The 13,702-nt window shown below is 62.9% G+C and carries 12 protein-coding genes; 6 read left to right on the forward strand and 6 right to left on the reverse strand.

The features are described 5' to 3' along the window. Window positions 1–759 (reverse strand): class I SAM-dependent methyltransferase (locus GYH35_RS31700; RefSeq protein ID WP_161815557.1); only part of this gene is annotated, 759 nt, incomplete at its 3' end. 134 nt (window positions 760–893) lie between these two features. On the opposite strand from GYH35_RS31700, the gene GYH35_RS31705 reads away from it, so the two are divergent. The 4 genes from GYH35_RS31705 to GYH35_RS31720 are packed head-to-tail and all read left to right on the forward strand — an operon-like array spanning window position 894 to window position 5,698. Next, window positions 894–2,087: a glycosyltransferase family 4 protein gene (locus tag GYH35_RS31705; protein WP_161815558.1), complete on the forward strand. Its 1,194-nt coding sequence runs from the start codon at window positions 894–896 to the stop codon at window positions 2,085–2,087. A gap of 26 nt (window positions 2,088–2,113) precedes the next feature. Next, window positions 2,114–4,060, forward strand: coding sequence for an asparagine synthase (glutamine-hydrolyzing) (gene asnB, locus GYH35_RS31710; protein ID WP_161815559.1), 1,947 nt, complete (start codon window positions 2,114–2,116; stop codon window positions 4,058–4,060). A 13-nt stretch (window positions 4,061–4,073) separates the two neighbouring features. Then, window positions 4,074–5,078 (forward strand): lysylphosphatidylglycerol synthase transmembrane domain-containing protein, encoded by a 1,005-nt coding sequence (locus tag GYH35_RS31715; RefSeq protein ID WP_161815560.1) that lies wholly within the window; start codon window positions 4,074–4,076, stop codon window positions 5,076–5,078. After that, window positions 5,075–5,698 (forward strand): serine O-acetyltransferase, encoded by a 624-nt coding sequence (locus tag GYH35_RS31720; RefSeq protein WP_161815561.1) that lies wholly within the window; start codon window positions 5,075–5,077, stop codon window positions 5,696–5,698. Before GYH35_RS31715 ends, GYH35_RS31720 begins: the two co-directional genes overlap by 4 nt. On the opposite strand, the gene GYH35_RS31725 is transcribed toward GYH35_RS31720, so the two are convergent. The 4 genes from GYH35_RS31725 to GYH35_RS31740 are packed head-to-tail and all read right to left on the reverse strand — an operon-like array spanning window position 5,684 to window position 10,039. Continuing rightward, window positions 5,684–6,529, reverse strand: coding sequence for a CpsD/CapB family tyrosine-protein kinase (locus GYH35_RS31725; RefSeq protein ID WP_161815562.1), 846 nt, complete (start codon window positions 6,527–6,529; stop codon window positions 5,684–5,686). The genes GYH35_RS31720 and GYH35_RS31725 overlap by 15 nt on opposite strands. Before the next feature lie 39 nt (window positions 6,530–6,568). Continuing rightward, window positions 6,569–8,278: a GumC family protein gene (locus tag GYH35_RS31730; protein WP_161815563.1), complete on the reverse strand. Its 1,710-nt coding sequence runs from the start codon at window positions 8,276–8,278 to the stop codon at window positions 6,569–6,571. 32 nt (window positions 8,279–8,310) lie between these two features. After that, on the reverse strand, window positions 8,311–9,495 hold the full coding sequence (locus GYH35_RS31735; protein ID WP_161815564.1) for a porin family protein: 1,185 nt from the start codon (window positions 9,493–9,495) through the stop codon (window positions 8,311–8,313). Then, entirely contained in the window at window positions 9,482–10,039 is a 558-nt protein-coding gene (locus GYH35_RS31740; RefSeq protein ID WP_202624915.1) for a polysaccharide biosynthesis/export family protein, read from the reverse strand. The genes GYH35_RS31735 and GYH35_RS31740 overlap by 14 nt, the downstream gene beginning before the upstream one ends. A gap of 248 nt (window positions 10,040–10,287) precedes the next feature. Between GYH35_RS31740 and GYH35_RS31745 the strand changes: the two genes are divergently transcribed. Beyond that, entirely contained in the window at window positions 10,288–11,340 is a 1,053-nt protein-coding gene (locus GYH35_RS31745; protein ID WP_161815565.1) for a glycosyltransferase family 2 protein, read from the forward strand. Continuing rightward, window positions 11,337–12,407, forward strand: coding sequence for a glycosyltransferase (locus tag GYH35_RS31750; protein ID WP_161815566.1), 1,071 nt, complete (start codon window positions 11,337–11,339; stop codon window positions 12,405–12,407). The genes GYH35_RS31745 and GYH35_RS31750 overlap by 4 nt, the downstream gene beginning before the upstream one ends. On the opposite strand, the gene GYH35_RS31755 is transcribed toward GYH35_RS31750, so the two are convergent. After that, the gene (locus GYH35_RS31755) at window positions 12,299–13,699 is read right to left on the reverse strand and encodes an HAD family hydrolase (RefSeq protein ID WP_161815567.1); all 1,401 of its coding nucleotides are present in this window, start codon (window positions 13,697–13,699) and stop codon (window positions 12,299–12,301) included. The genes GYH35_RS31750 and GYH35_RS31755 overlap by 109 nt on opposite strands. Window positions 13,700–13,702 lie beyond the last annotated feature (3 nt).

The following is a 13,702-nucleotide window of genomic DNA, read 5'->3' on the forward strand; positions in this document are numbered from 1 at the left end:
GCTGCGGGTCGCGACCGCCGCGACTTTCTTGCTCAGCACGCTCACCTTCTTGCCATACATCCGGAACAGAATCTTCATGCCGAGCTCCAGCACGCCGGTCACGGCCAGCCCGACGTAGTTCAGCGGATTCTTCCAGAACACATACAGCTTCAGCGCGAACGGCTTGATGTCCTTGAAGCCGCCGAGCTGCAACAGCTGACCCAGGCTGTATTCCGTGACGATGTAAAAATGGTCAATGTTGTGCGCAAGGTTTTCAGCGCCGACGAACGGATTGGCGCCATTCATCGCATAGACGATCACGCGGCCGCCCGGCCGCAGGGCGGCGTGACACAGCTGCAGGAACTCGATCGTCTCCTCGTGAGTGAGATGATTCAGCTCCTGCTCCGGAATGATTACGTCGAACTCGCCGTGGCATTTCTCGAGATAGGGAAAAGCCTCGGCCGCTTCGCACGGCAGGCTGCGACGGCGCGCATGCTCGACCTTGGCGGGATCGGAATCGATGCCGACCGCGTTCCGGTAGCCCGCTTGCGCTAACACATTGACTAAATAGCCCGGCCCGCAACTCACAACCAGAATTTTCGCGGACTTGTCTGCAGGCAGATGCGGCAGGTAATTGGCGCGGTAATAGGCTGCGAACGAGCTGTAGCCGGCTTCGATGTTGGCAGGCGCCTGCCAGTAGGAATCGAAGGGCTCCAGGCGCGCCGCCATGACACGACGCTGTGGCACCGCGCGTTCGGGAACGATGGGCTGAGCACTCATGATCCGAGATCCCCAGAAAATTCTGACCGTGAGGTCATTCGGCTAAATACGGCGCCGACGCGAATAGTTCCGCCGGAATTTACCGGATCTGCACGCTGCGACAGCGGCATGGAAATTGCTCCTCTGTTCGAACCATGCGCATCCTTTTCTGTAATTACGAGTATCCACCGCTGGGCGGCGGCGGCGGTGTGGTCATGGCCGCGCTCGCACGGCAGCTCGCCCGTCGTCACGAGGTGACAGTACTCACTTCGCGCGCTGGAGGACTACTCTCCGAGGATCGCGATGGCGGTGTGCGCGTGTTGCGAGTCCCGGTGTTCTTTCGCCGCGAGCTGGCAGTGGCGAATTTCCCGTCCATGGCTGCTTATCTGCCGACGGGATTTTTCCGCGGCCTGCGCTTCAGCAGGAATGACTTCGACGTGATCAATACCCACTTCGTCGTCCCGACAGGTCCGCTCGGTCATGCCCTGGCGCGCTGGCATGGCGTGCCGAATGTTTTGTCCGTGCACGGCGGCGACTTGTTCGATCCCAGCAAGGGCAGCTCGCCGCATCTGCATGCGCCGCTGCGAACCGCCGTGCGCTGGATGCTTCGCGCCGCCGACGATGTGGTCGGTCAATCGCGCGACACCGTACGCCACGTTACCGAGCTTTATGGCGTACGCCGGCCGGTCGAGCTGATTCCGCTCGGCATCGATCGGCCGCCGTCAATAAGCGCCGCCTCACGGCAGGATCTCGGTCTGCCGAGCGACGCCTTTGTCATGATCACCATCGGCCGGCTCGTGGCGCGCAAAGCGACGGTGCAGCTCATCGATAATTTCGCTGCGAGCAACCTTGCCAATGCGCATCTCGTCATCGTCGGCGACGGCCCCGATGCGCCGGCTGTCGAAAAGCGTGCAAAGGAGCTGGGCGTTCGCAATCGAGTGCATATGCTCGGGCAGGTCTCGGATGCGGAGAAATATGCCGCGCTGTCGGTCGCCGATGCGTTCGTGACGGCGAGCCAGCATGAAGGCTTCGGCCTGGTGTTCCTGGAGGCGATGGCTTTCGGCTTGCCCGTGCTCTGCTACGACCGCGGCGGGCAAACAGATTTCCTGGTGACCGGCGAAACCGGCCACGTCGTGAAGCTCAACGATCGGGAAGCGTTCGTACGCGCGCTGCTCGACCTGCATCGGGATCATGAAGGGCGTGAGCGCCAGGGCCGGCACAACCGGCAGTTGGTAGAGCAGTACTTCATCGATACCTGCGCCGCGCGCTATGAATCGATCTTCGAGGCTGCCATCGAGCGCCGGGCCGGCACGCCCAAGGGATTGACGTCGCCGTCTTCCACTCATTAGTCAGCATTCATAGCCTCCCCAAGAACATGTGTGGCATCGCCGGCATCATCAATTCCGACCCGCACCGGGAGCAGGCGCTCAAGCGCATGCTCGTGGCGCTCGAGCACCGCGGTCCGGATGGCGAAGGTATTCATCACGACTCGGACGTGACGCTCGGTCATCGACGGCTGTCCATCATCGACCTCGCTGGCGGGCGGCAGCCTTTGTACAACGAGGACCGCTCGCTGGTGCTCGTCTGCAATGGCGAGATCTATAACTATCGCGAGCTGCGCACGCGCCTCGAGCAGGACGGCCATCGCTTTCTCACGAACAGCGATTGCGAAGTCATTCTCGGCCTGTATGAGCGCCACGGCGACCAGTTGCTCGATCATCTGCGCGGCATGTTCTCGTTCGCCTTGTGGGATACGAAGCGCAAACGGTTGCTGGCAGCCCGCGATCACCTGGGACAGAAGCCGCTGTTCTATTGCGCCGGCGACCAAGGCTTCGCGTTCGCGTCCGAGATCAAGGCGCTGCGTGCACTGGACCGGCGCCGACAGCGGATGAACCTGGCCGCGCTCGATCAGTATCTGGCGCTGCGCCTCATCGATGCGCCGCTGACCATGTATCAGGGCATTCACAAGCTGCCGCCCGGTCACATGCTCACGTTCCAACCCGGGGGCGTTCCGCAGATCCGCCGCTACTGGCGCCTCCAGCAGAGTCCCAAGCTCGCGGGCAACGAAGAGCATCTGCTCGACGAGCTGCAAGCCAAGCTGCAACAGACCCTTCGACTGCACATGGAAAGCGATGTGCCCGTCGGCGCGTTTCTGAGCGGCGGCATGGATTCGAGTTTGCTGGTGGCGATGCTGTCGCGCGACCTGAAGGTGCAGAAGCTGCCGACCTTCACCATGGGCCTGCGCTACCAGCGCTTCGATGAAGCACCCGCGGCCCGTGCCGTGGCGAACCTGTTCGGGACCGAACATCACGAAGAGCGCGTGCTGCCCGAGATTGCCGCGCATCTGCCGGATCTGGTGTGGGCCCTCGACGAGCCTTCGGACCCGCTGTCACTGTGCACCTGGCTGCTGGCGAAATTCACACGACAGCATGTGAAGGTCGTCATCGGCGGCGATGGCGGCGATGAATTGTTCGGCGGCTACGACCGCTATTACGGCAATCTGTACGCCGCCCAATACGGCCGCTTGCCGGAAGGCCTGCGACGCAAGGTGCTGGCGCCGGCGATGGCAATGATCCCCGAGGCCGGTTGGTACAAGAGCCTGGGCCATCAGCTGCGCTGGCTGCATCATCTTTCGTTTCATTCCGGCAGCGCGCGCTACGCGGCAAGCCTCAATTATTTCTACTTCGATCCGGCGCGGCGGCGCCAGATGTACGCACGGGACGTCCAGCATCGCTGGTCGGAGCTGGATGCGGAAGCAGCCATCCGTCGCCCGTATGAAGAGTCCGAAGGCGGCGAGCTGGATCGCATGCTCTACGCCGACAGCCTGGTGCGTCTGCCCAATCATCCGGTGATGATCACCGATCGGATCTGCATGGCGCATGGCCTGGAGGCGCGCAGTCCGTTCATGGATCATGAGCTCGCGAGCTTCGCGGCACGGCTGCCCGCGTCCATGAAAGTGCGCGGCGGCACGTTGCGTTACATCCAACGCAAACTCGCGGCGCGTTATCTGCCTCCGGAGATCCTGGATCGTCCTAAACAGGGCTTCTCGTCCGCCCTGCCCTATCTGCTGCAAACCGAATACACGCGCCTGTACCAGTCCTGCCTGAGGCAATCGCAGCTGGTACAGGACCGCGTGCTCGACCGCCAGGCCATCACACAACTCGTCGACGAACATCTCGCCAAGCGCGCGGATCACGGCAATCGGCTGTGGCTGCTGATCAACGCGGAAATCTGGTATCGCATGTCCATCCTCGGCCAGTCCAAGGAAGACCTGCGTCGCGAGCTGGCGGCCGACGAACACGGCACGCGTCGCGCCAGTTGAGCTCCTCACAACGATGAAAACGTGGCTGCGGATCACTGTCACGCTGCTGTTGTGCGCGTTGCTGTTGATGTATGTCGTGGACGTGGGCTCGGTGCTCACGACGCTGGGCAACTGCGATCCTTGGTGGGCCGGCATCGCGCTGCTGGCATTTCTGATGGATCGCGTGCTGATGAGTTACAAGTGGGGCCTGCTGCTGGCGATCCGCGGCTACGGCATCTCGCTTGCGCACAAGTTGATGGTCTACTGTAGCGCCATGATGTGGGGCCTGGCGCTGCCGAGCACGGTCGGCGCCGATGGCATTCGCGTCATACTCGTGCGTCGTTTCGGTGTGCGAGTCGACGACACGCTGGCGACGATTCTGGTCGAACGCGGCATCGGCTTCATCGTCGCGCTGCTGACTGCCGTTGCCAGCTTGATCCTGCTGCGAGCGATGCTGCCGCATGACACGGTTTATGACTATGCGCTCGCACTCGGCGTGGCCGGCCTGCTCGGAGCGATCACCATCCTGGTGTTTTCATTCACCGATCATGCGCTGAACTCGGTGCTGCGGCTGGTGCCCGCCCGCTTCAGGCACAGCAAAGCCGTGCGCCTGCTCGAACGCCTGCACGAAGCCTACGTTTCGCTGGCCTCGGATCGGCCCCGGATCGCTGCGTTCTCGGCGCTCACGCTGGTCGAACACATCCTCGTGATTGTTTGTTACGGCCTGGTCGCCCGAGCGCTGGAAGTGCCATTCAGTCCCGCGTTCATATTTGCCGCCGTGCCGCTGGCCATCCTGGTCTCGCGTTTGCCGGTGTCGCTGGATGGCATCGGTGTGTATGAAGGCATCTTTATCGCCATCATGGCGCTGGGCGGTGTGAAGCCTGCAGACGCATTGGCTGTTTCGCTGGCGGCACGCGCCTTGCAAATAGTTGTTTGGTTTCCATGGTGGTTGATGCTCGCGGCCCGCACGGGGGTGCGTCCGCCGGTCGAACCGGTGGCTGCAGCATCTGAAGCTACGAACGTCAGAACATCGACATGAATTCACCCAGCTCGGTATTGTCCGCCAAGCGTTCGCGGCGGACGGAAAGTCCATTGCGCGCCGACTTGCGGCGTCGTTATGAAATGACCTCGGGCAGCACTCTGCAACGCCTGTTCACATGCGCTCGCGCTCCAGGCGTGCACGCGGTGCTGGTGTTGCGTTTCGGGCAATGGAGTCGGAACCGGCCGAAAGCGCTGCGCATCCTGCTCGATCCGCTCTATGTGATCCTGGATTTTTTCGTGCAGGCCTTGTGGGGTATCGAGATTCCGCGCACCGCGCAGATCGGCCCGGGTCTGTACATCGGCCATTACGGCGGCATCACGGTGTCGTCGATCGCGGTGATCGGCCGCGACTGCAACTTGTCTCAGGGCATCACGATCGGTGTATCCGGCAGCGGGTCGAAACGCGGCGCGCCGACCATCGGCGACAATGTTTATATCGCGCCAGGCGCCCGCCTGTTCGGCAAGATCGATATCGGTAACAACGTGAAGGTCGGCGCGAATGCCGTGATCCACAAGGATCTGCCGGACAACGCCATCGCAGTGCTCGACCCCGGCTTCAAGATCATTTCCTATGCGGGCAACCGGCAGGCGAGCGAAGAAGAATCAGCGGGCGTATGAGTAATACGCCCCTTGGTCCTGCGACTCGGATCGATTCAACACCACGCCCAGCAAATTCATTTCCTGCAGCAGCGCCTTGGCGCTCTTCAACGCGTCGCGACTGGTGAAGCCTTCGCCGACCACCAGCAGCATCCCATCGACCTGCGGCGCGAACGCCAGCACGTCATCGGACGCCAGCACCGGCGGCATGTCGAAGATCACGATGCGCCGTGGCATCTCCGCCTCGAGCCCCTGCACCAGCTCGTCCATGCGCGGCGAGGTGAGCAAGTCCGACGCGTTCGCGACCGTCTGGAAATTCGGCACGACGGCGAGACGATCCATGCCGGTGGGCGAGTAGACGATCTGCTCGAACGTCGCGTCGCCGAGCAGAAAATCGGTCAGGCCGCGCTCACCGAGGCTGTTGTTGAGCCCCAGGTAACTGGCTACCTTGGGCCGCTGCAGATCCAGATCGACCAGGAACACCCAGGTGTTGGAGTCATGCGCCAGCGCCATCGCCAGGTTGATCGATGTCAGGGTCTTGCCCTCACCCGGCGTCGCGCCGGTGACGGCGAACGAACGCCACTGATTGGCCTCGAGCCTGCGTAACAGCCGGGTGCGCAGAATCTTGTAAGCACGCAAGGCGGCCGGATCCGTCATCCCGGAGATGATGTTGTTGTCGTCCAGCACGGCACGCTCCAGCGTGATCGGCTGAAAGCGCCGTACATTCGCCGTCTCAGTGGCAGGCGGCGGCACGCGCCGCAGTCGGGGACGAGCGGCCCCCTGCTCCGGCGGCGGCGCAGAACGTTGATGCCGTTCCGCGGTCTTGCGCACTGCCTCTTCGATAATGCTCATTTGCGTGCTCTCGTGACTTTCAGATCGACCCAGCTCGGATCAGGCAACGAATCTAATAACGACCGCTAACGCCAGAATCGCGACTGCTGCTGCAGCTGTAGCAGCGTACGCCGGCGCCCCGCGCTTGTGCTTCTTGGCGCCGGAATGGTTGATGACAGGCACGGCGGTCAGCGGCGCGACGCCGAGAATGTCCTGGATATCCCGTGCGCCACGCACTGTCGTATCCATGAGCTGCGCCAGAATGACCGCAGTGAGCGAGGCAATCGCGGCCAGCACGATCGCGATGATCATGATGGCAATGCGTGCCGGCTTGGCCGGGTCTTCCGGAATCTTCGGCGAGCTCTTCACCTGGAACTTGTCGGCGGTGCCGCCGGCAATGGCGGCTTCGCTCACTTCCGCATCCATCTGCCGCTTCAGCAACTCATCGTACTTGGCGCGCGCGCTGGCCAGATCGCGAGTCACCGCCTGGTAATCGCGTTCGACTTCCGGCGCCGCGACGATGCGTCCTTCCAGTCCGCTCAATTTGGTGCGCAACTCCATCGCACGGGCCTGCAGGGCCGCGAGCTGCGTGTCGGTGGCATTCAGCTGGGTCTGCAACTGCATGGCCATCGGCGAGTCGGCAGCGGTGCTGACATCGGCGGTCTCACCCGAAGCGATGCGCGCCTCAAGCGACTGGATGTTGCGTTGGATACGCTGGACATCCGGATGATCCTCACTGTACCGCTGACGAGCTTCGGCCAGGATGGAACGTTGCGTTTGCAGCTGTCCCTTCAGCGACAGCCCGGCGCCCGAGCCGCCCGCCTTCAACTGATCGATCTGACGACGCAGCATGATCAGATCGGGATGGCTCTGATCGTATTGGACGCTCATGCGCGCGTATTGGTCCTCGAGCGCGCGCAGATTGCCCGCTTCGGGACTCGCGGCTCGGGCTTGCGACAGTTGCGAGACAAGGAACACGCGCTCACGGCGCAATGCCTGCATCTGCGACTCGACGTTCTGGATGTCGTTCTCGGTGCGATCCATCACGTTGAGGTTCATCTCGTTGAGCTCGGGCAGCTTGCCGGCGTTCTTTTGTTTGAACTCGGCCAGCTTGCCTTCCAGCTGCGCGACGTGTTGGCGCATGCGCTCGGCTTCACGAGCGAAGAATTTCGCTCTGCCGCCGGCCTGGCGCTGACGATCGTTGCGATTCTCGGCGAGGAACGCATTCACCAACCACTCCGCGCCTTCCTGCGCACGCTGCGGTTGTTTGTTGTCGTACGCGACACTGAACGCCGTCACCACGTCGCGCTCGCGACCGGTGTTCGGATCGAGAATCGGCACGGTCACGATGTCGACTTTGATGTCGCCCCGCAGGTCTTCCAGCGCGCCCGCCGGATCGTCGGCCTGGCCGTCATAAAGCTTGTGCTCGGCCAGCAGCTTGGCGAGATTGCGATCGCTCAACACCACGGTGCTCAAGCTGCGCACGTACTGATCGGCGTACGGCGATTCCTCCGGATCCTGCGCCAGGGCGTTGGGGTTTTGTCTGACCGCCTGCGCGCCCTCGATCTCGATCTGACCTTCGGAGCGATACACGTCGGGCAAGGCGAGCGCGAGCGTCGCCCCGATCGCGACGATGGGCAGCCCCACCGCCAGCAGCAGCTTGCGTCGCCGGCGCAGAATGCCCAGGTATTCGCCGAAGCCGGCGCTCTCCTGCTCGTAGCCGGGATAAGGGGGCGGAGGCGGTTGCATCTGGCTCTGGGTGACTGACATACGCTGCTTTGGGCTAATAGGTGGCCGTGGCTCTACTGGGCGCGTTTCGGTTCGTACACGATTCCAATCAGGAAGGCGCTGGCATCGGCGTCAGAAGGCTCGTCTGCATACTCCTGCCACCGATAGCTGTAGGTGCCGATCAGCGACCATTGCCGGAGCCAGCGCCACTCGAAGCCCAAGTCGCCAATGGCATATTTGCGCGTGGGATACGTGCCATCCTGAGTTTCTTCGTCCCGGGACAGGCGGGCGCCGGCGCGCAAGGCAAAGCGTTGCGATACGTCATGATCGACCCTCAGACGGAACTGATAACGCTCCACCACGGTTCCCGCCGCAACTGGCCCGACGCTGCGGGTCAGATCCAGGAACAACGTATTCCGCTGGGTCGACCACTGGCCGCCGGCGCCGGCGATGATGTTGGTGTCGCTCGGGCCGTCCTCCGGACTGGTCTGCTGGGCGCCGAGCCGGATGTAGGCCCGTGAGTTCTCCGAGTACTGTGTATTCCATTCAAACTCGCCGCCGAAGGCGTCGGTCGTCGAAGTGGTGTCGTACTGGAAGCCCAATGCACGCACGAACAGGGTCGAGCGCTGCGAGGTCAGGAAGCCGAAGCCCGCGCCCGCGCCGAATTCGCTGAAGTCCTGTTGCGCCCCGGGCAGCTGATTGTCGAAGTCGGCCTGCAGGTAATGCGCATCCAGCTCCAGGCGATAGCGTTGCGAGAGGTCGTAACCGAACGAAGGCGCGATCCGGAAGAAATCGCGGCGATTGCGAGCCAGGAAGCGGCCCGAGTCGCCCTGGTCGGGCTCGCCCAGACCGCCGCCGTCGCTGGTGTCCGGCAATTCGCTGTCCACCACGTCTTCCTGCGAATACAGGAACGGCACGTTGATGCGTCGACGCGGAGTGATATCGGAGAAACCGGCGTTGAGGTAGTAGTCGGTCGAGTCCTCTTCTTTCTCGTCCGGGAAGTAAGTCGCGTTGATGCGCGGCGTGATCTCGAAGTTGGTGCGCGGATCGACGGTCCTGAAGGTCACGCCGACCTCCGCTTCGCCGCCCGACACTTCCACTTCGCCGCCCGGCTGTTCGAGATGGTAGTTGTCGTTGTAACGATAGCCGGCCTGCACGCGAGGCGCGACTTCCCAGTTGGCCGCGCTGGCGCCGCATGCGGCGAGCGCCAATGGCAGGCTGGCCCAGTAGCGGCCGGTCGAACGATTACGGCACAACAACGATGTCTCCTGCGATGAGCTCGATGTTGGTTTCCAGACGCTTGCCGCGCACCACCTCGGGGTAGCGGAACGCCATGGCGGTTTGTTTCTCGCCCTGGCCACGCAGCACGATGATGTCGTTGGTGGCCGCGAACGGCGTCATGCCGCCGGCCATGCTCAGCGCCTGCATGATGTTGACGCTCGGATTGACGATGAACTCGCCCGGCCGGTTCACTTGCCCGAGCACGAAGATCTTGTTGCCTTTGATCTCCTGCACCGACACGGTCACCACCGCGCCGGAGATATATTTGGTGAGACGCTCCGCGACCAGCTTGTTGAGATCGGCGATGGTCTTGCCGCGCGCGTCGACCTCACCTACCAGCGGAAACGAGAAAGCGCCGTCCGGCCGCACCAGCACCTGACGCTGCAGGTCCGGCTCCTTCCACACCGAGATCTCCAGCGTGTCACCCGGCTTGACGATGTATGACGCCTGCTGCGCGTGCGCGGCCTGCAGGCCCAATACACACATCGCCAGCAATGCCCAAAGCCCTCGCATTCTCGTCATCGATTCTGCTCCTGTCGAACCTTCGCCGTACGTTCGTTAGTTACATGCTTGTTACGTTGGCCTGTCCTTTGCACGTCATGTGCCAACGAAGCAGCGTGTCGTCAGTCAGCGGCACTGCGGCGGGACACAAGGATTCGACGCCGCGTTGTCACTATGACCAAGCAATGACGTGCGTGTGAGAAGAGTTCCTGCAAACGGCGATTACTGCCGACGCAGGGAAAGGTTGTAAGAACGTCGGGAAATACAGGATGACTGGTGCAAAAGTTACAACTGAATCAGGACCCGCCCGGGAAGCGCCCGAGCCGCCGCGGCCGAGACTTTCGGTCATCGTGCCGCTATACAACGAGCAGGAAAGCATTCGTCCGCTGTACGCCGCCATAGTGCAGGCGCTGGGCGATATCGGCTGCACGTTCGAGATGGTGTTCGTCGACGATGGCAGTCGCGACGACACGGCCGAGATCGCCCGCCAGATCGCGCGCTTCGATTCGCGCCTGCGACTGGTGAAATTCCGCCGCAACTACGGCCAGACGCCGGCCATGGCCGCGGGCATCGAGCACGCGCGCGGCGAAATCCTGGTCACCATGGACGGCGACCTGCAGAACGACCCGGCCGATATCAAACATTTGCTGGAACAGATCGAAGCCGGTTACGACATCGTGGTCGGGTGGCGTCACAACCGCCAGGACAAGCTGGTGACGCGCAAGATTCCTTCGCGCATCGCCAATGTTTTGATCGGCAGGGTCACCGGCGTGCCCATCCGCGACAACGGCTGCTCGCTCAAGGCATTCCGGGCCGAGCTGATCAAGAGCATTCCGCTCTACTCGGAGATGCATCGTTTCATTCCGGCCATGGCTTCCATCGCCGGGCCTCGCGTCGCGCAGATCCGGGTGCGTCATCACGCGCGCCGTTACGGCCAGTCCAAATATGGCCTGTCGCGCATCTACAAGGTCTTGCTGGATCTGATGGTCATCAAGACCGTGACTACCTTCGCGTCGCGGCCGTTGCGTTGGTTCGCGCTGCTGTCGGTGCCGCTGTTCCTCGTCTCGTTCGGCATGCTCGCGCACACGTTCATCACGCTGATCACCGATCGGGCGCAGCTGTCGCTGCCGCTGGCAGGCACCGGAATTATTTTTTTGGCGTCGGGCACGATCCTTTTGTGCAGTGGCGCGTTAGCTGAGCTGATCTATTCGCGCGGCGACATCCGTGACAACGAGTTCTTCCGACTGACACAAACCATCCAGCGCCACGGTGGCGGTATTTCCAAGGCGCAGCCCACGCAACCAGTGACGACACTCTCATGAGCACTCAGCCTCTGACCCCTTCACTGCCGTCGATCTCCGTCATCGTACCCGTCTGCGGGCGGCGCTCGGAGCTGCGGCCCCTGTATGCGCAGTACAAGGCCGGCATCGCGGCCGTCGGCCTGCCCTTCGAATTCATCTTCGTCATCGACGGCGATCGCACCGACGCCAGCCGCGCGCTGGAGGAGCTGTTGAACGATGGCGAGGACCTCACCGTCGTCAGCCTGACGCGCAGCTTCGGCGAAGCCGCTGCGTTGATGGCCGGCTTCGAGCGGGCCCAGGGCAGCGTGATCGTCACCTTGCCGGCCTATCATCAGATCGAGGCTCAAGACATTCCGAAACTGGTCGCGGCGCTCGGCTCCTCCGACATGGCGATCGGTTATCGCTCGCCCCGCTACGGCAACATGTTCGATCGCATGCGTCGCAGCGCTTTCCACGGGCTGGTGAATTTCGTCACCGGCGCCCGCCTGCGGGATCTGGGCTGCGGCGCCCGCGCGATGCGCCGTCAGGTGTTCGAAGAGATGGACTTGTACGGCGACCAGCATCGCTTCATGGCCATCCTCGCAACGCGCCTGGGCTTCCGCGTCAGCGAAGTCGCCATACGCCAGTCGCCGCTCGACCGCCTGCAGCGTGCTTACCGGCCGAAGCAATACGCCCACCATGTGCTCGACCTGTTCAGCATCTTCTTCCTGGTGCGCTTCACGAAGCGGCCGCTGCGTTTCTTCGGCATGCTGGGCGCGGCCACCTTCGGCGCCGGCGCGGCCATCATCGCGTTCCTCAGCGTGCAACGTTTGTTCTTCGACGAGAAGCTCGCCGACCGGCCGGCGCTGTTGTTAGGCGCGCTGCTGGTAGTCCTGGGCATGCAAGTGTTCGCGCTCGGCCTGTTGGGCGAGCTGATCATCTTCACGCACGCGCGCGGCATGAAGGACTATCGGGTGCAGGAAGTGATTCAGTATCCCGATCAAAATCCCGGCACGGTGACTTCATCGGTCGAAGTCACCGATGTCGAGCCGGGCGACGGCCGCAACAGAGAGATCCGGCATACCGAGCCGCCGGCAATGACGGCTTGAGCTTCCGTCGACGCGCCGGCCACGTCCGGCGCGTCGCCCCCCGGCTGCCCGGTGGCGATGGTGAGCTTCACATCGTTCAACACAGCCGCCGGCAACTGACTGGCTTCGGCCGTCGAATAGATCATGGTCACTTCCGACAACCGCCGGATCGCGTTGGCCGCCTGGCTGCCGGTCAGGAAGTGATGGGCGTGATGAATCAGGATGCAATGGGGACGGCCGGCGCGATCGTGCAGCGCCTGCAGTTGTAACAACAAAGCGTCGACGAACACCGGCCGCGTCTCGGGCGGCAAGGCGGCCAGATTGATCTCGATGCTGTGAGTGGGCGGCTCCAGCGCCGTCAGCACATCGGTCAGCCTCGGCGCATCGTGAGCATCGCCCCAGCTGCTCATATCGGTCGAGCTGGCGCGCGAAGCGGCGATCGGAACATTCCGGTCGGCGCCGATGACGCAGCACTGATAGTCCTGCTGCATCAACTGCTCGAGCAGACGATTGCAGATCAAGGTCCGGGCCACTTCATCCAGCCCGCTGACCAGCACCGAGTCCTGGCACGGCGACAACAGGATCTCGCGTTGATCCTCGCCTTTACCCAGCACCACACGGCGCCTCGGGACCGAGGATGCGAGATCGGTCGCGATCAGCTCGCGAGCCAACTCGAGGAAGCCCTCGCAGTACTCGCCTTCTGTGACCCGGTCCGCCGCTTCCTTGATCGACTCGGCAGCATTGTTCACGACCACGGCGTGCTCGGCCGATGCAAGAAACGGCAGATCGTTCTCCGCATCGCCGATGGCGACCAGGTTGTGACGCGAAACCCCGAGCTCACGCAGCGCCTCGTTCATGCCGGATGCTTTGTCGATGCCCGGCGGCAGGATGAGCAGCGTGTCGTCGTTGGTCACCAGCTCGTAATCCATGTGCAACTTCAGCTTGCGCAAGGCCTCGCGCACCGCCTCGAAGTATTTCGCCGCCGTGCTGATGATCGAGCTGCCCACGCCCAGCGGCGCGACCTGCCGCCGCCGCAACTCCTGCAACAGGATCTCCGGCGGCGCCTGGCCGAGAATTTCGGATTGCCGGGTCGCCGTCCGATGCAGCACCGCGCCGTTCTCGGCGACGATGTAATCGAACAGGCGTGCTTCGGGGAATATCTCCAGCAGCCGCCGCAACTCGCGCCCGGTCACCAGAATCAATTTACGGCCGGTCGCCGACAGCTCACGCAGGACGTCGATACAACGCTCGTCGCAACGTCCATCGCGAGCCAGCGTTCCATCAAAGCCTGCGGCTAGCACCACGTATCGCATGGC

It is taken from the genome of Steroidobacter agaridevorans, from assembly GCF_009932555.1.
GTDB classification, from domain to species: domain Bacteria; phylum Pseudomonadota; class Gammaproteobacteria; order Steroidobacterales; family Steroidobacteraceae; genus Steroidobacter; species Steroidobacter agaridevorans.